This window comes from Streptomyces sp. NPDC096193 (assembly GCF_040302905.1).
Lineage (GTDB): Bacteria > Actinomycetota > Actinomycetes > Streptomycetales > Streptomycetaceae > Streptomyces.
In genome coordinates this window covers 200007-223002 of sequence record NZ_JBEOSJ010000012.1, presented here as the reverse complement: position 1 = coordinate 223002, position 22996 = coordinate 200007, and the positions used below count along the sequence as shown (strand labels likewise).

The 22996-nt window shown below is 70.2% G+C and carries 24 protein-coding genes and 1 pseudogene; 10 read left to right on the top strand and 15 right to left on the bottom strand.

The annotated features are described in order from the left end of the window. Positions 1 to 105 precede the first annotated feature (105 nt). Positions 106 to 306, bottom strand: a complete 201-nt coding sequence (locus ABTX78_RS19835; RefSeq protein WP_313948202.1) for a DUF4236 domain-containing protein — start codon at positions 304 to 306, stop codon at positions 106 to 108. A 162-nt stretch (positions 307 to 468) separates the two neighbouring features. Here ABTX78_RS19835 and ABTX78_RS19830 point away from each other — a divergent pair, with 162 nt between their 5' ends. The 3 genes from ABTX78_RS19830 (at position 469) to ABTX78_RS19820 (ending at position 3639) form a co-directional block, all read left to right on the top strand. Beyond that, a complete protein-coding gene (locus tag ABTX78_RS19830; RefSeq protein WP_352208066.1) occupies positions 469 to 825 on the top strand; it encodes a VOC family protein in 357 nt (118 codons plus the stop codon). A gap of 230 nt (positions 826 to 1055) precedes the next feature. Further along, on the top strand, positions 1056 to 2720 hold the full coding sequence (locus ABTX78_RS19825; protein WP_352208065.1) for a ricin-type beta-trefoil lectin domain protein: 1665 nt from the start codon (positions 1056 to 1058) through the stop codon (positions 2718 to 2720). Between the two features lie 190 nt (positions 2721 to 2910). Then, entirely contained in the window at positions 2911 to 3639 is a 729-nt protein-coding gene (locus tag ABTX78_RS19820; protein WP_352208064.1) for a beta-glucanase, read from the top strand. 161 nt (positions 3640 to 3800) lie between these two features. Here ABTX78_RS19820 and ABTX78_RS19815 read toward each other — a convergent pair whose 3' ends face one another. Beyond that, complete coding sequence (locus ABTX78_RS19815; protein ID WP_352208063.1) at positions 3801 to 4730, bottom strand: oxygenase MpaB family protein; 930 nt, start codon at positions 4728 to 4730, stop codon at positions 3801 to 3803. Between the two features lie 201 nt (positions 4731 to 4931). On the opposite strand from ABTX78_RS19815, the gene ABTX78_RS19810 reads away from it, so the two are divergent. Then, positions 4932 to 5135 carry a cold-shock protein gene (locus ABTX78_RS19810; protein ID WP_313948208.1) on the top strand — a complete coding sequence of 68 codons (204 nt, stop codon included), beginning with the start codon at positions 4932 to 4934 and terminating at the stop codon, positions 5133 to 5135. A 261-nt stretch (positions 5136 to 5396) separates the two neighbouring features. Beyond that, entirely contained in the window at positions 5397 to 6758 is a 1362-nt protein-coding gene (locus tag ABTX78_RS19805) for an NAD(P)/FAD-dependent oxidoreductase (RefSeq protein WP_352208062.1), read from the top strand. A gap of 69 nt (positions 6759 to 6827) precedes the next feature. Here ABTX78_RS19805 and ABTX78_RS19800 read toward each other — a convergent pair whose 3' ends face one another. Then, a complete protein-coding gene (locus tag ABTX78_RS19800) occupies positions 6828 to 7253 on the bottom strand; it encodes a VOC family protein (protein ID WP_352208061.1) in 426 nt (141 codons plus the stop codon). 789 nt (positions 7254 to 8042) lie between these two features. On the opposite strand from ABTX78_RS19800, the gene ABTX78_RS19795 reads away from it, so the two are divergent. Beyond that, entirely contained in the window at positions 8043 to 8405 is a 363-nt protein-coding gene (locus tag ABTX78_RS19795) for a MerR family transcriptional regulator (RefSeq protein ID WP_352208060.1), read from the top strand. 251 nt (positions 8406 to 8656) lie between these two features. Here the strand turns inward: ABTX78_RS19795 and ABTX78_RS19790 are convergent, their stop codons facing one another. The 5 genes from ABTX78_RS19790 to ABTX78_RS19770 form a co-directional block, all read right to left on the bottom strand. Then, a complete protein-coding gene (locus ABTX78_RS19790) occupies positions 8657 to 8899 on the bottom strand; it encodes a DUF6411 family protein (RefSeq protein ID WP_352208059.1) in 243 nt (80 codons plus the stop codon). Between the two features lie 227 nt (positions 8900 to 9126). Beyond that, a complete protein-coding gene (locus tag ABTX78_RS19785; protein WP_352208058.1) occupies positions 9127 to 9504 on the bottom strand; it encodes a GvpU-like protein in 378 nt (125 codons plus the stop codon). An 11-nt stretch (positions 9505 to 9515) separates the two neighbouring features. After that, entirely contained in the window at positions 9516 to 9821 is a 306-nt protein-coding gene (locus tag ABTX78_RS19780; RefSeq protein ID WP_352208057.1) for an SCO5918 family protein, read from the bottom strand. Positions 9822 to 10057: 236 nt separating this feature from the next. Continuing rightward, positions 10058 to 11590 (bottom strand): DEAD/DEAH box helicase, encoded by a 1533-nt coding sequence (locus ABTX78_RS19775; protein WP_352208056.1) that lies wholly within the window; start codon positions 11588 to 11590, stop codon positions 10058 to 10060. A 340-nt stretch (positions 11591 to 11930) separates the two neighbouring features. Further along, entirely contained in the window at positions 11931 to 12134 is a 204-nt protein-coding gene (locus tag ABTX78_RS19770) for a cold-shock protein (protein WP_030228921.1), read from the bottom strand. Between the two features lie 420 nt (positions 12135 to 12554). Between ABTX78_RS19770 and ABTX78_RS19765 the strand changes: the two genes are divergently transcribed. After that, complete coding sequence (locus tag ABTX78_RS19765) at positions 12555 to 13004, top strand: hypothetical protein (RefSeq protein ID WP_352208055.1); 450 nt, start codon at positions 12555 to 12557, stop codon at positions 13002 to 13004. A 165-nt stretch (positions 13005 to 13169) separates the two neighbouring features. On the opposite strand, the gene ABTX78_RS19760 is transcribed toward ABTX78_RS19765, so the two are convergent. Continuing rightward, a complete protein-coding gene (locus tag ABTX78_RS19760; protein ID WP_352208054.1) occupies positions 13170 to 13658 on the bottom strand; it encodes a hemerythrin domain-containing protein in 489 nt (162 codons plus the stop codon). A 163-nt stretch (positions 13659 to 13821) separates the two neighbouring features. Further along, positions 13822 to 15302, bottom strand: a pseudogene (locus ABTX78_RS19755) (aminotransferase class I/II-fold pyridoxal phosphate-dependent enzyme). A gap of 97 nt (positions 15303 to 15399) precedes the next feature. On the opposite strand from ABTX78_RS19755, the gene ABTX78_RS19750 reads away from it, so the two are divergent. Further along, entirely contained in the window at positions 15400 to 15936 is a 537-nt protein-coding gene (locus tag ABTX78_RS19750; protein WP_352208075.1) for a cysteine hydrolase family protein, read from the top strand. Positions 15937 to 15952: 16 nt separating this feature from the next. On the opposite strand, the gene ABTX78_RS19745 is transcribed toward ABTX78_RS19750, so the two are convergent. The 3 genes from ABTX78_RS19745 to ABTX78_RS19735 form a co-directional block, all read right to left on the bottom strand. Beyond that, the gene (locus ABTX78_RS19745; protein ID WP_352208053.1) at positions 15953 to 16180 is read right to left on the bottom strand and encodes a DUF5133 domain-containing protein; all 228 of its coding nucleotides are present in this window, start codon (positions 16178 to 16180) and stop codon (positions 15953 to 15955) included. A gap of 170 nt (positions 16181 to 16350) precedes the next feature. After that, positions 16351 to 16809 (bottom strand): ATP-binding protein, encoded by a 459-nt coding sequence (locus ABTX78_RS19740; protein ID WP_352208052.1) that lies wholly within the window; start codon positions 16807 to 16809, stop codon positions 16351 to 16353. Between the two features lie 147 nt (positions 16810 to 16956). Then, complete coding sequence (locus tag ABTX78_RS19735) at positions 16957 to 17316, bottom strand: STAS domain-containing protein (RefSeq protein WP_352208051.1); 360 nt, start codon at positions 17314 to 17316, stop codon at positions 16957 to 16959. Positions 17317 to 17515: 199 nt separating this feature from the next. Here ABTX78_RS19735 and ABTX78_RS19730 point away from each other — a divergent pair, with 199 nt between their 5' ends. Further along, positions 17516 to 17806: an SCO0607 family lipoprotein gene (locus ABTX78_RS19730; protein ID WP_352208050.1), complete on the top strand. Its 291-nt coding sequence runs from the start codon at positions 17516 to 17518 to the stop codon at positions 17804 to 17806. Positions 17807 to 17822: 16 nt separating this feature from the next. On the opposite strand, the gene ABTX78_RS19725 is transcribed toward ABTX78_RS19730, so the two are convergent. Continuing rightward, positions 17823 to 19712, bottom strand: coding sequence for an ABC transporter ATP-binding protein (locus tag ABTX78_RS19725; RefSeq protein ID WP_352208049.1), 1890 nt, complete (start codon positions 19710 to 19712; stop codon positions 17823 to 17825). Positions 19713 to 20025: 313 nt separating this feature from the next. Here ABTX78_RS19725 and ABTX78_RS19720 point away from each other — a divergent pair, with 313 nt between their 5' ends. Next, positions 20026 to 20265, top strand: a complete 240-nt coding sequence (locus ABTX78_RS19720; RefSeq protein ID WP_352208048.1) for a DUF2630 family protein — start codon at positions 20026 to 20028, stop codon at positions 20263 to 20265. Positions 20266 to 20350: 85 nt separating this feature from the next. On the opposite strand, the gene ABTX78_RS19715 is transcribed toward ABTX78_RS19720, so the two are convergent. Then, the gene (locus ABTX78_RS19715) at positions 20351 to 22783 is read right to left on the bottom strand and encodes a glycoside hydrolase family 95 protein (RefSeq protein ID WP_352208047.1); all 2433 of its coding nucleotides are present in this window, start codon (positions 22781 to 22783) and stop codon (positions 20351 to 20353) included. Positions 22784 to 22996 lie beyond the last annotated feature (213 nt).

Below are 22996 nucleotides of genomic sequence, written 5' to 3'. Positions count from 1 at the left end.
GATCCTGCGCACCACCCGCGACAAGGAGGAGAGTATTTCCCCGGCCGGCCGGGCGCACCGGACCTGGTGCGGAACCCCTGCCCCGATCGCGGGCCGGTGCCCGCGTCAGTGCCGGCCGGAGCCTCCGGTCGTCTTGCGCCACCCGAAGGGACCCGGCAGGTTCATGGACGTCGTCCGACGACCGGTGCTGCTGCGGGTGTGGCGCGGGCCGTTCTTGCCGCCCGTGGTGATCGACCAGGACTTGCGGTTGATGTTCAGCGTCACGCCCGGCAGGATCCTGAAACTCTTGCGGAAGGTGAGCGGCATGGTGCCTCCTCGGTTCGAAGGCCGATTGCCTTGTGGCTGCGACCAGTTGGCCATCGTGTTGCCCGCGTACGGAATTCCATGTCCTGAGGTTTTCTGCTCCTGCCGTTCCCTGGCGTGCGCGTCCGTGGCACGGAGGCCCGCGCTGCCACTACGCTCCGCGGCATGTCCTTGGAGTGGGAACAGCTGGTGATGGACGCCGTGGACCCGGTCGCGCTGGGGAACTGGTGGGCCGGCGCGCTCGGATGGGTCGTGGTCAACGACGCTCACGACGAGTTCGAGATCCGCGCGGCACCGGACCGTCTGCCCGGGCTGATCTTCGAGCCCGTGCGGGTGCCGAAGGCGGGGAAGAACCGGTTGCACCTCGACTTCCGGCCGGACGACCAGGACGCCGAGGTCGCGCGACTGCTGGCGCTCGGGGCGCGTCGTGCCGACATCGGCCAGGGAGACGTGCCGTGGGTCGTCATGGAGGACCCGGAGGGCAACGAGTTCTGCGTCCTCGCTCCGCGTCGTACTCCATGACCGCGCGTTCCGGCAGCGGCAGGCGGCGCCGAGGGCATCCGCGGACCCGCCCGGGCGTGGGCGCGTTGTCGCCGTCCGGCGTTCTCCCCGCACGACTTACCCGCGGAAACACCTTTCCCCGCTGATTCGCCTGCATCACTATGGGCTCTTGTTTCCTGCAGGTAACACCGACCCGCTTCTCCGTGACTGCGGACACGTCGGTGGTGCGTACTGAACGAGGAGTCAACAGGGTGCCAGAGCTCCACCAGGGCGGTCCCGACCCCGCCGACCACATGCAGGCCCACCTCGCCCTGTCGGACGCGGAACTGACCGAACGCATACGCGCCGGCGCCCCGCCCGCCTTTCCGGCCACCCAGGAGCTCAAGCGCCGCCACCTTCCGGCCGTGCTCGCCTACGCCCGGCTCTGCGGGCGCGACCAGGTCGCCGGCAACCAGCTGGCCGTCCAGGCCTTCGACCTCGCGGCGCAGGAGGCGATCCGGGGCATCGAACCGCGCGGGAACTGGCGCCACCACCTGCTGATGCTCGTTCAGCGAGTGGGCCTGACCTGGGCCGAGGGCAATCGCCGCGACCGGCTCGAACCGGACTTCGCCGCGTGGGCCGACGAGTCGGTTGACCGCGTCGAGTGGAGCATGCCGGAGTCCCAGCGCCTCGCGTTCGAGATGTCGTCCGCCATGCTCGCCGGCTTCTACGGGCTGCCCGAGCTGACGCGGGGGATCCTCTGGTACTCCGTGATCGACCGTGAACCCGACGACACCGCGGCGACCTACCTCGGTGTCCGGCCCGATGTTGTGTCCGAGCAGCGGACCAAGGCACAGGACGCCATGCGCCAGGCCTACATCAAGGCCTGCCTCGCACGGGCCGACGACAAGCGGTGCGCCGGCTTCCGGCGCATCATCGAGGCCTCGGTGCGGCCGGGGGACCGGCGGCGGAGCGAGGACCTGACGAACCATCTGGCCGAATGCGCCGGCTGCACCCGGCTGATGGCGAACCTCGCCCGTATGACTGCCGACCCCCGCGGTGTCTTCGCCGACGGGCTGCTCCGGTGGGGCGGAGCAGCGTACGCGGCCCGCCGCCCCGTGCGGGCGCTGCTCGACGCCGTGCCCGCCCAGCCGGAACCATCGCCGGCCGCGAGCCACCGGTCGGCGCCTGCCGCCTCGGAGCCCGCCAGGGGCGCGCGGTCGCGGACCCGGCCCGTCGTACTCGCCGCCGTGGCGGTGGCGGCCGCCGTGATCGCCGGCGCCGTGCTGGCGACCACGTCGGGGGACACCTCGGGACCCGTGGCGAGCGACCGTCCGACCCAGCCGCCGCAGCCCGCCTGGCCTCCCGCGTCGGCGTCCGCGGCCCCGCTCTCTCCATCACCGAGCCCCACCCGGGAGGCGTCGAAGACGCCCGCGACCCGACCGACCCCCACGGCGTCCACGCCCGCTCCGAAGCCCCCGGCGCCCACGCCCTCCAAGGCTGTTCCGTCACCACCCGCGCCGATCGTGCCGGGCGGCGGTTACGCCCGGGTCGTCAACGTCGCTTCGGGGTTCTGCCTGGACATCGAGGACGGTGTGATGGAGAACCGGACCGATGTCATCACGGTCCGCTGCAACGGCGCCGAGACGCAGCAGTGGAATCTGGAACCGGGCGGACTGCTGCGCAGTAACGCCGACCCCGACTTCTGCCTGGACTCACGCGGCGACACCGACCGTGGCGTGGGCATCTGGTCCTGTTCGTCCGCCGACGGCAAGAACGGCAGGAACCTCCGGTTCACCGTCGACGCGTCCGGAGCGGTACGGCCGTACATCGCCCTGGACTTCGCGCTCGAACCGTCGGTCGGGGCGGAGGGCAGTTCACTCGGCTTCGACCCGGCGGACGGGAAGAGCGACCAGCGCTGGACCGCCGGTACCTGACTCCGGGCGGTGTTGTCGGCGCTGGACCCGGATAACAGCACGAGGTCCAGGACCGTGATCAGCCACGACCGTGACCGGAGTCGGTGCACAGGCCGCGTCAGGACGCCCCCTCGCTCGTTGAAGGAGGTGGCGGACAGCATCCTCGGCGTGCGCACCCGGCATGCGCTGTTGCTGTCGGAAATGAGGCGGCATGACTGAGCAGGCGTTGTCGGTGTTCGGCCGGATCAGGCAGCGGCTCACCGGGGCCGTCCCGGGTCCTCGACGCCCGCGTGGCCGGCTGGTGTTCACCGCCGACTTCTCGTCGACGGACCAGTGGGTCGCGGGACGCACCTGGGCCTATCCGAACGGCGGCCCCACCAACCCCGGTGACCACAAGCTCGACCACCTGGTGTCGGACCCCGCCTACTCCCGACGCGGTGTGTTCCGCGCGACGCCGGGCCCCGACGGCACGTGGTACGCGGGACTGCTCACCACCGAGGGCAGCCGGGACGACTTCATGGTGCGTACGGGCGACGTGCTCGAAGCCCGGGTACGCCTGCCCCGCGAGGTGGGTGCGTGGCCTGCGATCTGGACCTGGTGGGAAGGCGGCAACGAGATCGACGCCTTCGAGTACCACCCCGACAACCCCGACCTGCTGGAACTCTCCAACCACATGAGCGGCGCGGGCCATTACCACCGGGATCCCGCCATCCGCCCCGGCGCATGGGTGAATCTCCGCGTCGAACTCGGCGCCCGGTCCGTTGTCTGGTGGGTCAACGGCGTCCGGGCCTTCACTGACGACGCCGGCCTCGACAGCGACTGGCGCGCTCATCTCATCGTGAACCTGTCCGTCGCCGACGGCACCTATCACCCCGCGCCGGAACCCGGCCGGACGTCCCTGTCGTACGAGGTACGACGGCTGCGCGTGTACCGCTCCTGATGCCCCTGGGCCGGGGCAGGCCATCACCGCCTCTCTCGGCACCGGTCGCAGCCCTTCCGGCAGCGGGGCACCGGCGTGACGGCGACGAGCGGGAGGAATCCCGGCGTTCGTGCCGCACCGGACCGGCCGTGCGGAGACGTACGGCCGGCGCGTCCGGCGCGTCAACGGACAGGCGGGACAGGCGAGTCGGGAGTGGCCGCCGATTCCCGCGGCGGCCGTGCGGCCGGTCGCGCCGGCGGCTTCATCGCCCATCGGATGGTCGAGGTGAGAGCGTGCCCGGCCGGCCGGACGACGGCCGTTTCGATGTTGGGCAGATGGGGGACTCCCAGGAGCTCGCGCGCCCACGGCGGAAGGGTGGAGACCGCGTTGGCGGCCAGGACGGCGTACGGACCGCGGGCGACCCACGGCAGAGGCGGGTGCCGCAGGACGAACCGCGCGGCCTCGCGGGCCTCTTGGGTCGCGCGGAGCTCCGGCCGGTACGCGGCCAGCTGTTCGGCGAGACCGGCACGGTCCCGCGGCGGGTCGGGAATGCCGAGGGCCCGGGCCACGCATGCGGTGTCGGCCACGTAGCCGTCGCACCCCGCTCCGTCCAGGGGCCGTCGACCGTACCGCTGATGGGCACGCAGGAAACTGTCGACCTCGGCCACGTGCACCCAGGCGAGCAGATGCGGATCGGCGGCGTGGTACGGCTCGCCGGCGGCCGTCGTCCCCATCACGCGTTGGTGCACCGCCCGTACGCGGTCGACAGCGCTCCGGGCGTCGTCGGCCGTGCCGTACGTCGTCACCGCCAGGAAGGTGCTGGTGCGCTGGAGCCGGCCCCAGGGGTCGCCGCGGTAGCCGGAGTGGGCTGCCACCGCGGCCATGGCCAGAGGGTGCAGGGACTGGAGCAACAGCGCTCTGAGCCCGCCGATGAACATCGACGCGTCCCCGTGGACGACCCGGATGGGCCGCTCGGGACCGAACCAGCGGGGTCCCGGCGCGCCGTGGATGCGCGCGCGGTTGTCGGGGCCCGCGGGGCCTGCGACGCGGCTGAACACGCTGCTGCCCAGGCGCTCGCGCAGGCCGGAGACCCGGGGGACGGGGATGTCCACCCCTCAAGTATCCACCCGGACAGCCGGACGCCGCCGGTCCGGGCGACCCGGGTACGTCAGCGGGCCCCGGGCACCGGCCGCGGAAGGATGACATGACCGCAACCACCCAGGGGTATGGCTGTTCTCGGCTCCCCGGAAGGAGCTGGGGCGGTCCGGGACCCGGTCCGCCTCGGGCATGGACACAGAAGGACACACACCAGCATGGCCAGTGGCACAGTGAAGTGGTTCAACTCCGAGAAGGGCTTCGGCTTCATCTCCCAGGAGGGCGGTGGACCGGACGTCTTCGCGCACTACTCCGAGATCCAGGGCAACGGCTACCGCGAACTGACCGAGGGCGAGCACGTCACCTTCGACATCGGTCAGGGCCAGAAGGGTCCGCAGGCGCAGAACATCGTCCGGGGCTGAGCGGCACCTCTCGCCGCGGGGCTGCATCCGCAGGGTTCGCAGCCCCGCATCCCGTCCGCCGGCATCCCATCGGCCCGCATCTCCTCGGCCCGTATGCCGTCGGCCCCATCCCGTGAGCCCGTCCCCGGCACCGCGGCGACCGACGAGGTGGCGGCCTAAGACTTGCGTGCGTCACAGGCGTCGCAAGGATGGGGGTGTGCAAGACCGCCGAGGCTGGGCAGCCGACGATAAGACCTGCCGGGCGGAGAGAGGACGGGCATCGTGGCACGATCGAGGATTCTTGTGGTGGGGGCCGGCTTCGCCGGTGTCGAGTGCGTACGTCGGCTGGAGCGCAAGCTCTCCCCGGCGGACGTCGAGATCTCCCTGGTCACGCCGTTCTCCTACCAGCTTTATCTTCCGCTGCTGCCCCAGGTGGCCGCGGGTGTGCTGACGCCCCAGTCCATCGCCGTCTCCCTGCGCCGCAGCGCCAAGCACCGGACGTCGATCATCCCGGGCGGCGCCATCGGTGTGGACACCGAGGCTAAGGTCTGTGTGATCCGCAAGATCACGAACGAGATCGTGAATCAGCCGTACGACCACATCGTGCTGGCTCCCGGCAGCATCACCCGGACGTTCGACATTCCCGGCCTCGTGGAGCACGGGCGTGGGATGAAGACGCTCGCCGAAGCCGCCTACATCCGCGACCATGTGATCGCCCAGCTCGACCTGGCGGACGCCAGCCACGACGAGGCCGAGCGCGTCTCCCGCCTCCAGTTCGTCGTCGTCGGCGGCGGATACGCCGGCACCGAGACGGCCGCGTGTCTTCAGCGGCTCACCGAGAACGCCGTCAAGCGGTATCCGCGCCTGAACCCCGAACTGATCAAGTGGCATCTGATCGACATCGCCCCCAAGCTGATGCCCGAACTCGGCGACAAGCTCGGTCTCGCGGCGCTGGAGATTCTGCGCAAGCGCGGCATCGAGGTGTCCCTCGGAGTGTCGGTCGCCGACGTCGGTCCGGAGAAGGTGACGCTCACCGACGGGCGCGTGTTGCCGTGCCGGACACTCATCTGGACGGCCGGCGTCGCCGCCAGCCCGCTCGTCGGCACCCTGGACGCGGAGACCGCCCGTGGACGGCTCGTGGTGCGCCCCGACATGACCGTCCCGAACGCCGACGGCGTCTTCGCGCTCGGCGACGCCGCCGCGGTGCCCGACCTCGCCAGGGGCGGCGACGCGGTCTGCCCGCCCACCGCCCAGCACGCCCTGCGGCAGGGACGCAAGGTCGCCGACAACCTGATCGCCCACCTCCAGGGCCGGCCGCTGGAGCCGTACGTCCACAAGGACCTGGGTCTCGTCGTGGACCTCGGTGGCAAGGACGCCGTCTCCAAACCGTTCGGCATCGAACTGCGCGGACTGCCCGCCCAGGTCGTGGCGCGCGGCTATCACTGGACGGCCCTGCGGACGCACGTCGCCAAGACCCGTGTGATGACCAACTGGCTTCTCAACGCCGTCGCCGGCGACGACTTCGTCCGTACCGGCTTCCAGATGCGCAGCCCGTCCACCCTGCGGGACTTCGAGTACACGGACGCCTATCTGACGCCCGAGCAGGTGCGGGAGCACACGGCCGCCCTGCGCGCGCGAGCCTAAGGCGACCAGGGCCGCCGCTGGGCCGGACCGCCGGCCGGCGGCGGCCCGCCCGCTGCCGTGCGCGGGGCTTCAGGTCACCAACTGCCCGATGCCCAGCATGTTCCCCTCGCTGTCGCGGAACCACGCGCCCCGTTCCCCCCGGGCCCCCTTGCTCGGGTAGTTCCCGTCGATGTCGGCGATGGCGTTTTGCGTGCGCAGCCCGGGGAGGTCGACCTCCTCGAACGCAACGCCGCGCCGCTGCAGTTCGGCGACGGCGGTTTCGATGTCCTCGACCTCCCAGCCCATCTGCGTGAACGTCCCCGGCGACTGGCCGGCGGAGAGGAACAGGGCGAAGTCCACGCCCCCGCACCGGTACAGCAGTCCGCCCGGACGCTCGTCGACCGGCTCCAGGCCGAGCTTCTGCGCGTAGAACAGCCGCGCTCGGTCCAGGTCCTGGGCGGGCAGTCGGGTGGCCACGCGGGAGCGGCCCAGCATGCTCGTGTCGTCTGCGTTCATGTCTCCACTGTGCCCGCCGAGAGGGCCGGGCGCCGGGATGAGCGCGGGCAACGCGGGTACCCGGTCGCCATGGATACGAGCAGGATGCACACGAGCAGGCAGGACGTTCCCGGCAGCTGGGCACTGATGACCGCGGTCGCTGTGGCCACGATCATCACGGCACTCCTCATCGTGATCATCTAGGACCGCCCCGGCCGGTCCGCCGTCCGCCCGCGAACGCCCACCGTGTCCGGAACGGCAGCGGCGGGCCGCGGCGGACGGGTCTGCCGACCCGACGTGCCACACCGGATGACGCCAGAAGTTCGGGCTCCCGGCCATGAGGAAAACTGTCGTGGCGACGGTAGACATGCTCGTGGTCGAAGACTACAGTCTCCCCTGAGACCAAAAGTGAGTGAGCGCGGCAGACACGAACTGCCGCGCAGCACGACTCATGCAGAAGCGGCACGGCAGTGGAGTGATGGGGCCGGAGGCAGGAGTGGGTCCCCTCGCTGGCTGCCGGACCAGGTGGCCCGAGGGGCCATGCAGTACCCCAGTACCGAAGAAGGATCAGAAAGAGGCAAGGAGGCAGACGCCATCAGGATCGCCCGGGCGGAAGTCGAAGCGCCCGGGTACCGCAGGCCCCGGATTGGAAGGTGGTCCCCGGTCACGCATATGCGATCCCCGCAACCCCGTCCTGAAGGACTGGTACGCGGAAACAGAGAGCCGGTGCTGTAACAGACCGGCAGATGGTGTTGAAAACCCCTCGGGGCCTGGGTGCCACTCGGTACCCGGGCCCCTCGACGCGTTCCGATGGATGAGGTGTCAGTGACCGCAGAAAACATTCCGAGCCCGCACGACCGTCTCGATGACGATGACTATCCCGCGTACACCATGGGCCGAGCCGCCGAAATGATCGGGACGACTCCCGCCTTCCTCCGGGCCATCGGTGAAGCCCGTCTCATCACGCCGCTGCGTTCCGAGGGTGGCCACCGGCGGTACTCCCGCTACCAGTTGCGCATCGCCGCGCGGGCGCGCGAGCTCGTGGACCAGGGGACGCCGGTCGAGGCTGCCTGCCGCATCATCATTCTCGAGGACCAGCTCGAAGAAGCCATGCGTATCAACGAGGAACTGCGCCGCCCCGCTGCCGGATCCCATCCGAAGGCCGACGCCTGACCGGTGGGCCTGCCGCGGTTTGCGTGTGCCGGGGTGCAGGCGCGTCTGCGCGCGCCTGGCCCGGTCGGCCGCAGGCCGCGCCTCGACGGGTCGAGGCGGGCCCGGGCCGGTCAGCCGTCCCGCCCGCGGCCACTGTCACCAGGATGGTTCCGGGGCCGCCGGGATCGGTGGCGGTAGGCGAGTACGACCAGCACGATCACGGCGGCGAGCAGCAGAAACTTCACTTTGTCGGCTCCCGGGTCGTGTGGCTGTCAGAACGGCATCTTGCGACGCGCACGACGGCCGGCGGACCCGCTCTTGCCGACAGCCCGCGAGCTGCTGTGGAACGGCTTGCTGAACAGCCGGCCGAGCGGACCGGGAGCCTTGCCGCCCGCCCGTGCCCCCATACCGAGCGAGCGCTGCGTACCGCGCTCGGGGTGCCGGGAGAGGCGCGGCAGAAGGAAGGCGAGTACGGCGAGTACAACACACAGGGCGATGACGCCGGCGATGACCATGACGGATTCCTTTCGAAGGTGCGGTGTCTGCCGCGTGCCCGTCATGCATGCGTCTACGCCTGTCGGCGTGTGTGGCGTTCCTCGCCCCGGCCTGCGGACTTGCGTCCGTCTGCGCCGTACGGCCCTCGGGTGGCAACCGCGCCGGCCCACGCGGAGAACCGTGATCCGTGCGGTATGCCATCGGGTCCGCCTCTGTGCCCGGACGACGCCGGGCACAGAGGGCGCTGTCAGGTGTCCGAGTAGCTGAAGTCCCCGACCGTCCAGGCGCTGACGTCCTTGAGGGCGATGCGGTACATGCCACCGGTTTCCGGGATGCCGAGCGTGCCTTGGAGGATCCGGGCGACGTGGAAGTGCAGATGCGTCGGCGGCTGCCCCTCCTCGCGTCGGTGGGCGGCGACCTCGGTCTTCATGAAGATGCTGGAGAACGGTCCCAGCCGGTCCGAGTCCTTGAGGACCTCGGCGACCCGCTGCCTCCACACGGCCTCGGGGGCCAGGCGACCGGTGATGACAGCGCCGTGCACGACCACGGTCAGGGACATCTGATTGGTTTGCTCCGACTCCACCATCGCGGCGACATCGACGAGCAGATCATCAGGCTTCGACATGGGCAGAGATTCTACTGTGCGGGAGTGCCGAGAAGCGCTGAGGCGTTCTCGACCGGAGTCAGCGCGACGGCCGGCTCCTCGACGGGGACGGCGCGGCAGGTGAAGCCGAGGCGGACCAGGGCCCGGGTCACTTCGGCGGCACTGAAGTCGCGGCGGTCCTGGCGGGTGATGACCTCACCGACCTGCTTGACGGGGTAGTGCCGACGGCCGATGATCACGGACTCGCCCGTGATGGGTTCGGGCTTGATGCCCTTCATCGCGTCCTGGACTTCGTTCTTGAAGAGGTCGAACGGGAAACGGGCGATGACGCAGCGCATGATGCCTCACAGGTCGAGGAGAAGGCAGGGCCGGGGGTGCGGTCCGCGGGATGAAGTACACGGTACGGGCGATGGCCGGTGGGCGGGTGCGACTGTGCACCGGCAGGCGCCGCGGAGACGGTGGCTTCACGATGAAGCCTCGTCGACGGAGCCTGCCGGTACGGGGGGTTCACGAACCGACCATGTCGTCGTGAACCGGAGTCACTGCCGCGGACACGAGCCGGGCCGGGGGAGGGTCAGGCGGCCGCGCCGCGGACCTGCCGCTGCGAACTGCCCGACGGCGTCCTGGAGGTGCTGCCGGCACGGCGGGCCTGAGCAGGCCGGCTGCGCCTGCCGCGCGACGAGGACGACGCACCGCGCTTGGCGCGCTCCGCCGCCGGTGCGGCGATGGTAACCGGAACGCCCGACGGCGCCTGCGCGCCGGTGATACGGCTCAGTTCGGCCTCACCGGAACGGACCTGCGCGGTCTGCGGGGTGATGCCGGCGTCCGCCATCAGCCGCATCATGTCGCGCCGTTGGTTCGGCAGAACCAGCGTGACGACACTGCCGGACTCACCCGCTCGGGCGGTGCGCCCACCGCGGTGGAGGTAGTCCTTGTGGTCACTCGGCGGGTCCACGTTGACGACCAGGTCGAGATTGTCGACATGGATGCCGCGCGCCGCCACGTTCGTGGCGACGAGCACCGTGACGTGACCCTCCTTGAACTGGGCGAGGGTACGCGTGCGTTGCGGCTGGGACTTGCCGCCGTGCAGGGCCGCCGCCCGTACACCGCTGTTCAGCAGATGCTTCGTGAGCCCGTCCACGGCGTGCTTGGTGTCCAGGAACATGATCACCCGGCCGTCGCGTGCGGCGATCTCGGTGGTCGTCGCGTACTTGTCGGTGACGTGGACGTGCAGCACGTGGTGCTCCATCGTCGTCACCGCGCCCGCCGAGGGGTCGACCGAGTGGACGACCGGGTCGTGCAGGTAGCGGCGCACCAGCCGGTCCACATTGCGGTCCAGGGTGGCCGAGAACAGCATCCGCTGGCCTTCGGGGCGCACCTGGTCGAGCAGCGCGGTGACCTGCGGCATGAAGCCCATGTCGGCCATCTGGTCCGCCTCGTCGAGAACGGTGATGCCGACCCGCTCCAGCGAGCAGTCGCCGCGGTCGATCAGGTCCTTGAGGCGCCCGGGGGTCGCGACGACCACCTCGGCGCCGCCGCGCAGCGCGCCGGCCTGACGGCCGATCGACATCCCGCCGACCACGGTCGCCAGCCGCAGCTTCAGCGACCGGGCGTAGGGGGTGAGAGCGTCGGTGACCTGCTGGGCGAGTTCACGCGTGGGGACGAGGACCAGGGCCAGCGGCCGGCGCGGCTCGGCGCGCTGACCGGCGGTACGGGCCAGCAGGGCCAGGCCGAAGGCCAGCGTCTTGCCGGAGCCGGTCCGACCGCGGCCCAGTACGTCGCGTCCCGCAAGGGAGTTGGGCAGGGTGGCGGCCTGGATCGGGAACGGCACGCTCATGCCTTCCGCGGTCAGGGCCGCCAGCAGGGGAGCCGGCATGTCCAGGTCGGAGAAGGCCGCGGCCGGGGGCAGCGCCGGGGTGATGGTCACCGGGAGAGCGAACTCGCCCTGGAGCGCGGCCGGTCGACGTCCGTAGCCACCGGAGCGGTTGGGGGTGCCGGATCGGTTGGGGGCACCCGAGCGGCCGCCGGTCTGGGAGCGGTAGCCGCCCCTGCCGGAGCTGCCGCTGGTGCGGGAGTAGCGGTCGTTCGTGCGAGTCGTGCGGTTCATGAAGAACCTTCCTCGATGCGGCACGTATCGAGGAATTCCGGCAGCGGCATGCCGCACGGAGATTCGCAGGAACGGACCGGAAAAAGATGGAGCGAAACAGGGGGAATGCGGCTGCCTCGTCTGTCTGCGGGAGGCGAGAATTCGCCTGAAGGCAGGGAAAGTGCGGGCTGAACGGACCCGGGTCGGGCCTTTTGCGCCATGAGTGGCGCGTTCACCCGCCTGCGGGCTGCCGGGGGCCGGATCGGCCCCGCATGGCGCCCGCGTGCAGATGCTGCGAAAAGCAACGAGCTGGGGCCCGCACCCCAAGGTGCGGGCCCCAGCTGCGTCGTACGTGTCAGCGTCAGGCGGGAACGATGTTCTCGGCCTGCGGGCCCTTCTGGCCCTGCGTGACGTCGAAGTTCACCTTCTGGCCTTCCTGAAGCTCACGGAAGCCCTGGGTGGCGATGTTCGAGTAGTGGGCGAAGACGTCAGCGCCGCCACCGTCCTGCTCGATGAAGCCGAAACCCTTTTCCGCGTTGAACCACTTCACGGTGCCACTGGCCATGTCATATCTCCTTCGGGGCGTTGCCCAGAGGGCCGCACTGTGCGGACCTCGAGTCGCCGTGATGATTGCCCCGTTCCGGAGGACCGGAAATGCAAAAGTGCTCTCGCCGGTTCAGAAAACCGCTGAGGGCACTTGAAGTCTTTGGGAACCACAACTGCAACTGAGATCAACATTAGCACGGTGACGGCGGGAGTGCTCGCGACGTCGTTGCCGTCGAGAGAATGGCGGCCAAAATTATTGTGGCCGTGGGAGTTAATTCTCCAGTTGCCGCAGGAGAAATATTTCCGGGGCGTGGACAGGCGCCGGGAGGCGTCGGGGGCGTGGATCCCGTCGTGACGTCTCACCCCGGCCGCCCGGCCCGCCGCGAAGACCACCCGAAGTGCCGAACATACGGCGGTGGCGTCAGGGGACACGTGAGGGGTGAGTGACGAACGGAACGACGGGCCCGACGCGGCGCACCGGCGCCCGGCGGGCGTGAGTGACAAGACGGTCGAGGCGCTGGGTGCCTTGTCGAAGGCGCTGGAGACCACGGAGCGGGCGCGCGGGCATCTGTACGGATTCCATCAGCTGACCGGCTCGGCGGACCTGGAGCTGGACGACGCCGTCCGACTCCTCCGCGAGGCCGGCCACGATCGCCTGGCCGATCTCGTCGAGCGGGAGATCCTGGGCCGCAATGTCATTCCCGGTCGGTGGACCTTCCAGATCGTCGAGGCCTACGACGAGACCTACTACCGGCCCTTCCAGGACGTCGAGCGTCAGGTTCGCGAGCAGCTCGCCGGGGGCCGCGAACATTTGTACGAGGCCGAGATGAAAGAGCGCCGCCGGACCCGGCGCCACCCCGATCACACGGCACTGCCGCCGGGTTCCTGACGGTAGCCGGAGAGCCCGGCGGGGGAATGGCGCTCGCGGCAGTACGGGCGCCGGGGAGGAGGGCCGGGCGGGCGCCGGGAGGGCAGCACGGGCGGGGGAGGGGCCGGGCCCCCGTCACGCCGCAAGGAGGCCCCCACGACGCTTAGGGGCCCGGCCCCGGCGAGCTCAGCCCCGGACGAGACGGCGTACGTTCTCGATGTCACCGCAGTCGGACGCCAGCTGGTCGGCCCTCGCCTTGAGGAAGGCCCTGCCGAGTTCGGCGCGGCGCTCGTCGGCCACGTTCTCCCGGGCGTCGTTCAGCAGCGTGCGCTCCTCCTCGTCGAGGTGGTGCGCGACGGCCTCCGACAGCTTCTCCAGCTTCTCGTCCCACTCCTCGCCGCCCGTGTCCTCGACCTCCATCAGGTGCAGAAGCGCCTCATGGCCCTCGTCGTGCTCCTCCGAGCCGTGCTCGACCTCGTCGTCGTCGATGTCCTTGTACCGCTTCAGGGCCGGGTAGACCTCGGCCTCCTCCGCCTCGGCATGCGCGACGAGGAGAGCGGAGAACTCCCGCAGCGCCTTCGCGCGGTCCTCGTCGACACTGCGCATCCGGCGGAACAGGTCCTCCATGCTCCGGTGGTCCTCGAGGATCAGTTCCACCACGTCGTCAGAAGCCATGAGCGGCCACTCCTCTCCTGCGCGCCGTCGGCCCGGACTCGTGGCCGGGCCCGGCGCCTCCTTCGATGTGCCGAACGTGTTCCCCGCGACGGGACAGGCACTCCGGGTGATCGGGCCGACCATCCATTCGGCTTCGGCTTCGGCTTCGGCTTCGGCTTCGGCGTCAGGCGTCGTTGTCCGCCATGACGCGTACGGTGCACAGCTGCGTGTCGGCGGCGTCGGGCACGTTCATGCCCGCGTCGATGCCGGTGCGCAGGTAGCGCAGCACAGGCCGGGTGAGCCGTTCGCCCGGCGGTACGGCGGGGATGCCGGGCGGGTACGGCGTGAGCATCTCGGCCGCCACCCGGCCTTCCGCCGCGTCGAGGGCGACGTCCTCCGTGCGGGCGAAGAAGGCGTCACGGGGCAGGCACGCCTGATCCAGGCGCAGCTCGCCCGGCTCGGGCACCGCCACGTGGGGGGCGGGCCGCAACTCCGGTGCGTGCCGTACGAGATCGGTCAGAGCGTCCAGCAGGGGCCGGGTGGTGGATTCGTCGTCCGCGTGCGTCAGCTGGGCGCTGATGCGGCGGTGATCGACCACGTGCATGTCCAGGTGGTGGTGCTCGCGAAGCCAGTCGGCGGCCCGGTATCCGGTGGTGTCCAGCGCCTGGAGGTCGATGACCACCGGCAGGGGATCGAACTCCTCGGCGAGCCCGGGGCCGCAGAAGTCGCGCCCGTCGTTGACGTGCAGGCCGTCGATGCGCTCGATGGCTGCCCGGACCTCCGCGGTGAGGTCCAGCGCCTTCGACAGCAGCGCCGTGCCGTGCAGGGCCATCTGGCGCCGCCAGCCGTCGATGCCCGCGTAGAGCAGCACCGACGGGCTCGTGGTGCCCAGCAGATCGGCTCGCGAGGCGAGGTCGGCCGGATCGATCAGATCGCCCTGGAGGTGGAAGACCGAGCCCTGCTCCAGCCCGCTGCCCATCTTGTGGATGCTGGTGACGCAGATGTCCGCGCCGGCGTCCATCGCCCACGACGGCAGATCGTGGTGAAAGGGGAGATGCGCGCCCCACGCCTCGTCGACGACAAGCGGCCGTGACCTGCGGTGACACACCTCGGCGATGGCGCGCAGGTCGCCCGCGGCGCCGTACGGCGTGGGGCTGGTGACCAGGGCTCCGCGGGCGTCGGGATGCTCCTGGAACGCCTTCTCGAAGGCCTCCGCGGACGGGGGATGGGCGAGGTGCCGCACCGGGTCCCACTGGGGCTCCACCCAGACGGGCTCGAGACCGCACAGGATCAGGCCGGAGACGACGGATTTGTGCGCGTCGCGTCCGACGAGGAGCTTCTCGTGCGGTGACGCGACCGTCAGCATGGCGGCCTTCACCGAGAGGGAGCTGCCGCAGGTGGAGAAGAAGGTGTGGTCCGCTCGCACGGCGTCGGCCATCAGGCGCTCCGCCCGCTGGAGGACGGAACCCTTCTCATCCGCCGGTCGTCCAGGCCGCCGCCGGCCAGGACGTCGCCGAAGAAGACCGCGTCGCCCAGGACGCGGCGCACCTCGGGATCCGCGCCGCGGGCCTGCTTGTGGCCGGGTGGGGTGAAGGCGAGCTCATTGGTCTCGTGGTATCGGGTCAGTGCTTCCAGGACTGGTGTCTGCCGGTGATCTACAGCCATACCCCGACCGTTCCCGCAGCGGCAACGAGCACGCCCGCGGCCGCTGCGTGATCACGACGGGCGTGGAAACATGGGCACCATGACCACCACGGAAAGCCTGGGCAACCGTGCCGTCATCGTGATCGACATGATCAACACCTACGATCACCGAGATGCGGATCTGCTCATCCCGTCCGCCGAGCAGGCGGTGCCCGCGATCGTGCGACTGATCGGACGCGCCCGGGAGCAGAAGGTCCCGGTCATCTACGTCAACGACAACTTCGGGCAGTGGCGCTCCCACCACGGCGAGCTGGTCGAAAAGGCTCTGGAGGGTCCCCACGCGGACCTGGTCGAACCGCTGAAGCCCGACGACGAGTCGCTGTTCGTCGTCAAAGCGCGTCACTCGATCTTCTTCGAGACTCCGCTGTCGTACCTGCTGGGTCAGCTCGACATCGACCACATCGTCCTGTGCGGTCAGGTCACCGAGCAGTGCGTGCTGTACTCGGCCCTGGACGCCCACATCCGGCATCTGCGGGTGACGGTGCCGGACGACGCGGTCGCGCACATCCATGCCGATCTGGCCGAAGCGGCGCTGCGGATGATGGACCGCAACATGAACGCGGAGATCCGCAGCACGGACAGCATCGAGTTCTGACGGGTACACGGGCGCCTCAGCGCGCGACGAGCGACTCGCCCTCCGGGCAGGCGCCGGGGAGTCGGCTGCGGGCGGCCATGAGCGCGGCCGTCACATCGCGGGTGCCCGTGGAGACGCACAGGGTGTAGGCGATGTCGTCCATCCGCTGCAGGACCCGGGCGCTGCCGGTCTCGGCGTGCAGCGTCCTCAGTGTCTCGTACCGGTCGATCAGGTTCTGCAGAACCGCAGGGTGAGCCATCAGCACGGCAGGTCTCCTTGTCCGCCACAAACGCCCAATTGCCCCTGATAGTGGACCGGCTGCCCGATACGTGCATCTCCATGCCCCATGCACCTATAGGGGTACGGAGGCCCTGCCATGCACCTATAGGGGTACGGAGGCCCTGGGTGCGTGCCCGTTGCCCGTTGCCCGGAAGGTCAGGGCGAGTCGGGCAGGAGCGGCACCCGGACCTTGATCCTCTTCCCGAAAGGTTTCCGCTGCACCTGGAAGCCTTCGGTCAGGGCCATGACGATCTCGAGGCCGTGCTGCCCTACGCGCGTCGGCTCGGGGCCGCGTACAAGCGGCAGCGCGGGGCTGGAGTCCGACACGGTGATTTCCAGCATCCGCGCGGCGAACTCCAGACTTAGTGAGGACGGGCCGGGAGCGTATTTGCACGCGTTGGTGATCAGCTCGCTGACGACCAGCTGGACGGTGCCGACCGCGTCGCGCGCGACGGCGATGCCGTATTGGCCCTGGAGCCGGGTGAGGAAATGGGCGGCGAAGTGCCGGGCCGCCGCGATGGACCCCGGCTCGCCGTCGTACGCGGTGCCGGCCCAGGCGGCGGGTTTGTGGGCGATCGCGTCCGTCGCGCTGCCCTCGGCCCCCGTATCCATCATCCTCGGCCCTTGTTGTCCCACACCAAGTCCCACAACGTTCACGCCACACACCTGTGGCGGCCTCTACCCCGACTTCCGCTGTGGCACTCCCCGCAGGCCTGTGAGATCTGGTTGCGCAATCCCTGGGCCCTCCGTGCCGCCGCGCCCCTATCGCGTGGTGGCCTCGTCCACCGTGGCGCGCAGAGCGAGGACCCCGTCGGCGCCGGTCAGATCGAGCAGGCGTTCCAGTTGCGGCCCCGGGGCCGCGATGCGCAGGTCGGTGACCTGGTGGATGCGCAGGAGCAGGTTGAGGAACGTGGAGTCGGCGAAGGTGATGCCGGAGGCGTCCAGGACGACTGTGGCGTGCGTTTCGGCTGCCTGGGTGAGGGCTTCGGTGAGCGGCGGGAGATTGTTGAGATCGACCTCGCCCCGGGCGACGACGACCCAGACGTCGCCGACTGCGTACTGCGTGTCGAGGGGTCCCGTGGAGGCCCATCTGTTGCCGGACGGCAACTCTTCACTTGTCATGGCGCCCATCGAAGCGAATATGCCAGTCGATCCGCAAGGACATGCGGGGACGAGATCACCGAATGACAGAACACGACGGAAGGAAGCCCGTTCCGGCCGGCCCCGGTCTGCTACCCACCGCCAGTTGAGTACGCGTACTCATCCAGGGCACCACGTTCACGGACAGACTGAGCGGACCGACGAGAGAGGCTCCTTGAGGATGCTGAAGTACCGACGACTCCGTTACTCCTCCCTTGTCGCGGCGGGGGTGGCCGCGGCCTTCCTGGTCAGCGGCTGCACGATGCAGGACGCCATCTGCAGCGACGGCGAATATCCGGTCAAGGCCGTCGGGGGCACCACCGGCAGCGCCTGTGTCCCCGATGACGAGGAACCGCCCAAGGGATACGTCCGCTACCCGAAGGGCAAGGTTCCCGAGCACGTCGACGACAAGTGGGACAAGTACTGGAGCACGGTCGTCGTCGACGAGAACGGGAACATCACCAAGGACTGACGGCGCGTCCGCCGGTTCAGCGGACCGGCTGCGTCTCCGCCGCTCCGGGGCGGTGGAACTGCGTCCGGTACAGCTGTTCGTAGCGACCGCCCTCGGCCAGCAGCTCGCTGTGGGTGCCCCGTTCGACGACCCTGCCGTCCTCCACGACGAGAATCAGATCGGCGGCCCTGACGGTGGAGAGCCGGTGGGCGATCACGACCGCGGTACGCCCCTCCAGCGCCTCCGCCAGTGCTTCCTGGACGGCCGCTTCCGAGGTGGAGTCGAGATGTGCCGTCGCCTCGTCGAGGATGACGACCCGCTGACGGGCCAGCAGGAGCCGGGCGATCGTGAGCCGTTGGCGTTCTCCGCCGGAGAGGCGGTAGCCGCGCTCGCCCACGACGGTGTCCAGACCGTCGGGCAGTGAGGCCACCAGTCCGTCGAGACGCGAACGCCGCAGCGCGTCCCAGATGTCGTCCTCGGTGGCGTCCGGCCGGGCGAGCAGCAGATTGGCCCGGACGGACTCGTGGAAGAGGTGTCCGTCCTGGGTGACCATGCCGATCGTGTCGCGGATCGAGTCCGCGGTCAGGTCGCGCACGTCGACGCCGTTCAGCCGAACAGAGCCCTCGTCCGTGTCGTAGAGCCTCGGCAGGAGCTGAGCGATCGTCGACTTGCCCGCGCCGGACGAGCCGACCAGGGCAACCATCCGCCCGGGCTCCGCGCGGAACGAGACGCCGTGCAGCACCTCCGTGCCACCGCGGGAGTCGAGCGTGGCCACCTCTTCGAGCGAGGCGAGGGAGACCTTGTCCGCCGAGGGGTAGCCGAAGCGTACGCCGTCGAACTCCACCGACACGGGCCCGTCCGGCACCCGTCGGGCGTCCGGCTTCTCGGCGATCAGCGGCTTCAGATCGAGCACCTCGAAAACCCGCTCGAAGCTGACGAGGGCGCTCATCACCTCCACCCGGGCGCCGGCCAGCGCGGTCAGCGGGGCGTACAGGCGGGTGAGGAGCAGTGCGAGCGCCACCACGGCGCCCGGCTCCAGGCTGCCGCGGAGAGCGTAGTAGCCGCCGAGCCCGTAGACGAGAGCCAGAGCCAGGGCGGACACCAGGGTGAGCGCGGTGATGAAGACGGACTGGGCCATGGCGGTACGGATGCCGATGTCCCGCACGCGGCGGGCGCGGGCGGTGAACTCGGCCGACTCGTCGGCGGGTCGTCCGAACAGCTTGACCAGCGTCGCGCCCGGGGCGGAGAAGCGCTCGGTCATCTGGGTCCCCATGGCGGAGTTGTGCTGCGCGGCCTCACGCTGGAGCCGGGCCATCCGGGCTCCCATACGACGGGCGGGGACGACGAACACCGGCAGCAGAACGAGCGCGAGCAGGGTGATCTGCCAGGAGATGCTCACCATCACGGCGAGGGTCAGCAGCAGGGTCACGAGGTTGGAGACCACGCCCGAAAGGGTGTTGCTGAACGCCCGCTGCGCCCCGATGACGTCGTTGTTGAGCCTGCTGACCAGGGCGCCGGTGCGGGTCCGGGTGAAGAAGGCGACCGGCATCCGCTGGACGTGGTCGAAGACCGCCGTCCGCAGATCGAGGATCAGGCCCTCGCCGAGCGTCGCCGACAGGCGTCGGGTGAGCAGACCGAGGCCCGCCTCCGCGACCGCGATGACGGCGATGAGCAGGGCGAGGCGGGTCACCGTGCCCGGGTCATGGCCTTTGACGATCGCGTCCACGACCCGTCCCGCGAGCACCGGTGTGGCGACGGCGAGCAGGGCGGTGATCACGCTCAGCACCAGGAACCGGTAGAGCTCACCACGATGGGGCCGGGCGAATGCGCCGATGCGGCGCAGGGTGGCCCGGGAGAAGGGCCTGCTGTCCTCCTGGGCGTTCATCGCGCTGTGCAGCGATGTCCACGCGGTGACTTCCATGTCCATGGGTGGTGCCTCCGGAGAGTGTGGGCCGGCGCTCGGATCCCGTCGGCCGGCATGGCCCGGGGCGCACAGACAAACCTAGGACCTCAACCAAACTTGAGGTCAACCGCATCCAGGGCCGGGTGCTCGGGCCGGGGTCGGGGTGCGGTGGAAAGCGTCAGGTGCACGGCGACCACCGTACGGCGTGCGGCGGACACCCCAGGGGTGCGCTCCGGCCTGACTGTCGCCGACCGCGTCGGGTGCCCGGGGGAGGGCTACAGTCGTGAAGAGGGCGACCGCGATCTCCCCCATGACGAGTCACTCCGAGGAGCACACGATGCCGGATGACATTCTTCAGACGATCGACGCCCTGGTCGCGGAGGAGCACGAGCTCCGCTCCCAGGCGCCCGGCTCGGGTCTGGACGCCGCCGAGCGGGCCAGGCTGGAGCAGCTGGAACAGCGCCTCGATCAGTGCTGGGACCTGCTTCGCCAGCGCCGTGCCCGCGTCTCGGCGGGCGAGGACCCGGCGGACGCCCGGGCCCGCCCGATCAACGAGGTGGAGTCGTACCAGCAGTAACGAGGACATGGCGAGACGGCCCGGTCGGCCCCCGACGCGGACGGGACCCGCTCCCGCGTGCGGCGCGCGGGAGCGGCGCGATCGCCTACCGCACTGGGCGGATTCGATAGGTCGTGCCCGACACCGCCGCGAATGCCGTGACACCCGCCTCCGGGCGCGTGACCGGCACCTGCGCCCCGGCGGACGTCGTCACCCGCACGGCGCGCCCGGTACGGAGCCGCGCGGGCCCGCTGACCCGCGCTCGCAGTACCCCCTCGGTCAGTACGCCGCCCGCCCAGGTCACATCGACTTCGAAGCCGCCGCGTGCCAACAACCCCCGGACACTGCCGTTGGGCAGACTCGGCGGCAGCGCGGGCAGCAGATGCAGCTCGTCGTGCTGGCTCTGCACGAGCCACTCCGTGATTCCGGCCGTGGCGCCGAAGTTGCCGTCGATCTGGAACGGCGGATGGAGGTCGAACAGGTTGGGGGCGGTCCGCTCGGGGGTGAGCAGGTCGGACAGCAACTGGTAGGAACGGTCGCCCTCCTGGAGCCGTGCCCAGAAGTTGATCTTCCAGGCGAGCGACCAGCCGGTGCCCGCGTCCCCGCGCTGCACCAGGGTCGTCCGGGCGGCGGCGAACAGCTCCGGCGTACGGGTACGGCTGATCTGGTTGCTCGGATGCAGCCCGTACAGATGAGAGATGTGCCGGTGCTGACGCTCGGGTGCGTCGGCATCCCAGTCCTGCTGCCACTCCTGGAGCTGCCCCTGCGCGCCGATCCTCATCGGAGCGAGCCGGGCCCGCGCCGACCGGACCTGGGTGCGGAAGTCGGCGTCGACACCGAGGACCTCGGCGGCCCCGGCGACGGCGTCGAACAGGTCGCGCAGAATCTGGTTGTCCATCGTCGGCCCGGCGCAGAGCGATCCGCCGCCCCCGCTGTGGTGAGCGTTCTCGGGTGACACGGACGGGCAGGTGACCAGCGCGCCCGTCGTCGGATCGCTGACCAGCGAGTCCAGGAAGAACTGGGCCGCGTCCTTGAGTACCGGGTATCGACGCCGCAGCGCGGCCGCGTCGCGCGTGTAGCGGTAGTGCTCCCAGACCGCGAGGGACATCCAGGCGCCGCCGGTCGGCCACATGCCCCAGAAGGCGCCGTCCACCGGAGCCGTGCCGCGCCAGGCGTCGGTGTTGTGGTGGGTGACCCAGCCGCCCGCGCCGTAGTGCGTCCGCGCGGTGGACCGTCCGGCCACCGCCAGTTCGTCGAGCATGGCGAACACGGGTTCCCAGCACTCCAGGAGGTTGGCCGGGCCGGCGGGCCAGTAGTTCATCTCGGTGTTGATGTTGATCGTGTACTTGGATCCCCAGGGAGGGCTGACCAGGTTGTTCCACAGGCCCTGCAGATTGGCGGGCTGCGTGCCGCGCCGGGAACACGCGATCAACAGATAGCGACCGAACTGGAAAAGCAGCTCGACCAGTTGGGGGTCGCCCCCGGCGGCGAACCGGGCGACGCGCTCGTCCGTGGGCAGGTTCGCCGCGTCACTCGTCCCCACGTCCAGCGAGGTACGGCGGAACAGGGCACGGTGGTCCTCGACGTGCCGGGTCCGCAACTCCGCGTAAGGGCGGTTCGCCGCCGCGTTCAGACGAGAGGAGGCGACGGCCGGGGCGTCACCGCCGGCGTGCTCCCACGAGACGTATGAGGTCCCCACCGACACCAGGACGGTGGCGGCGTTCGCATCGCGTACCGTGACCGTTCCGCCGACGCTCGACGCGGTTCCGCCCTCGGCCAAGACCCGTGCCAGGGCGCGGAATCGCACCGTGCCGCTGACTCCGCCGGCGTCGTCACCGGTCCCGTCCAGCGCGGCGGTCAGCGGGTCCGGAGAGGACACGGTGACGTGCATCGGGCTCTCGAACCCCGCCGTGAAGGTCAGTGAGCCGGGGCGTGAGGCGGTCAGCCGGACGACGATCACCTGGTCGGGATGGCTGGCGAAGGCTTCACGGGTGTAGGTGACACCGTCACGGACGTACGAGGTCGTGGTGATCGCCGAGTCCAGGTCCAGCGAGCGGCGGTAGCCGGACACGGTCCCCGCCACCGGCAGGCCCAGCCGCAGGCCGCCGACCGTCTGGTAGTGCAACTGACTGCCGGGCAGGCCGAGGAAGTCGGAGTTGACGAGCCGTTCGGCCTCCGGCCAGTTGCCGTCGAAGACGAGCTGTCTGATGCGGGGGAGTGCGGCGAGCGCTTTGGGATTGTCGTACTCGTGCGGGCCCCCGGCCCACACGGTGTCGTCGCTCAGCTGAAGTTCTTCGGTGTCGGTGCCGCCGTGGACCATGGCGCCCAGTCGGCCGTTGCCGATCGGCAGCGCCTGGAGCCAGTCGGTGGCGGGGGTGGGGTACCAGAGAGTCAACGGCCCCCCGCGTGGGGCCGGTTGTGTAGGGAGGGAGGAGGGCTGCGCGGAGGCACTCTGCTCCGTGAGGCCCGTCGTGGCGACGCCCGCGGTGGCGGAGGCGGTGAGGGCCATGAACGTTCTGCGTCCGATGTCGGAGGTCACTACGGCTCCAGAAGTGGGGGTGTGGAGAGCCGTCGACGGCAGATCGCATCGCTGACTGCCCGGGACGGTTGTTCGCCCAGGGCATGGGGCATCTGCGGAAGGCGGAATTCCACCGGCTTCGGCTCAGGCGCGCGCCGTCGCGCCCACGGACACGATCACGGGACGGAGGGCGGGAACGTGCGCGTTCCGTGCACTCCTGTCCCGTACACGTCG

Bases quoted from the DNA above. Each gene is read 5' to 3' on its own strand.
- ABTX78_RS19780 (WP_352208057.1), bottom strand. From the start codon at position 9,821: ATGCGCTGCGTCATCGCCCGTTTCCCGTTCGACCTCTTCAAGAACGAA.
- ABTX78_RS19720 (WP_352208048.1), top strand. From the start codon at position 20,026: ATGCCGGATGACATTCTTCAGACGATCGACGCCCTGGTCGCGGAGGAG.
- ABTX78_RS19830 (WP_352208066.1), top strand. From the start codon at position 469: ATGTCCTTGGAGTGGGAACAGCTGGTGATGGACGCCGTGGACCCGGTC.
- ABTX78_RS19810 (WP_313948208.1), top strand. From the start codon at position 4,932: ATGGCCAGTGGCACAGTGAAGTGGTTCAACTCCGAGAAGGGCTTCGGC.
- ABTX78_RS19730 (WP_352208050.1), top strand. From the start codon at position 17,516: ATGCTGAAGTACCGACGACTCCGTTACTCCTCCCTTGTCGCGGCGGGG.
- ABTX78_RS19775 (WP_352208056.1), bottom strand. From the start codon at position 11,590: ATGAACCGCACGACTCGCACGAACGACCGCTACTCCCGCACCAGCGGC.
- ABTX78_RS19820 (WP_352208064.1), top strand. From the start codon at position 2,911: ATGACTGAGCAGGCGTTGTCGGTGTTCGGCCGGATCAGGCAGCGGCTC.
- ABTX78_RS19835 (WP_313948202.1), bottom strand. From the start codon at position 306: ATGCCGCTCACCTTCCGCAAGAGTTTCAGGATCCTGCCGGGCGTGACG.
- ABTX78_RS19785 (WP_352208058.1), bottom strand. From the start codon at position 9,504: ATGTCGAAGCCTGATGATCTGCTCGTCGATGTCGCCGCGATGGTGGAG.
- ABTX78_RS19790 (WP_352208059.1), bottom strand. From the start codon at position 8,899: ATGGTCATCGCCGGCGTCATCGCCCTGTGTGTTGTACTCGCCGTACTC.
- ABTX78_RS19800 (WP_352208061.1), bottom strand. From the start codon at position 7,253: ATGAACGCAGACGACACGAGCATGCTGGGCCGCTCCCGCGTGGCCACC.
- ABTX78_RS19740 (WP_352208052.1), bottom strand. From the start codon at position 16,809: ATGATGGATACGGGGGCCGAGGGCAGCGCGACGGACGCGATCGCCCAC.
- ABTX78_RS19760 (WP_352208054.1), bottom strand. From the start codon at position 13,658: ATGGCTTCTGACGACGTGGTGGAACTGATCCTCGAGGACCACCGGAGC.
- ABTX78_RS19735 (WP_352208051.1), bottom strand. From the start codon at position 17,316: ATGACAAGTGAAGAGTTGCCGTCCGGCAACAGATGGGCCTCCACGGGA.
- ABTX78_RS19795 (WP_352208060.1), top strand. From the start codon at position 8,043: ATGGATGAGGTGTCAGTGACCGCAGAAAACATTCCGAGCCCGCACGAC.
- ABTX78_RS19725 (WP_352208049.1), bottom strand. From the start codon at position 19,712: ATGGACATGGAAGTCACCGCGTGGACATCGCTGCACAGCGCGATGAAC.
- ABTX78_RS19770 (WP_030228921.1), bottom strand. From the start codon at position 12,134: ATGGCCAGTGGCACCGTGAAGTGGTTCAACGCGGAAAAGGGTTTCGGC.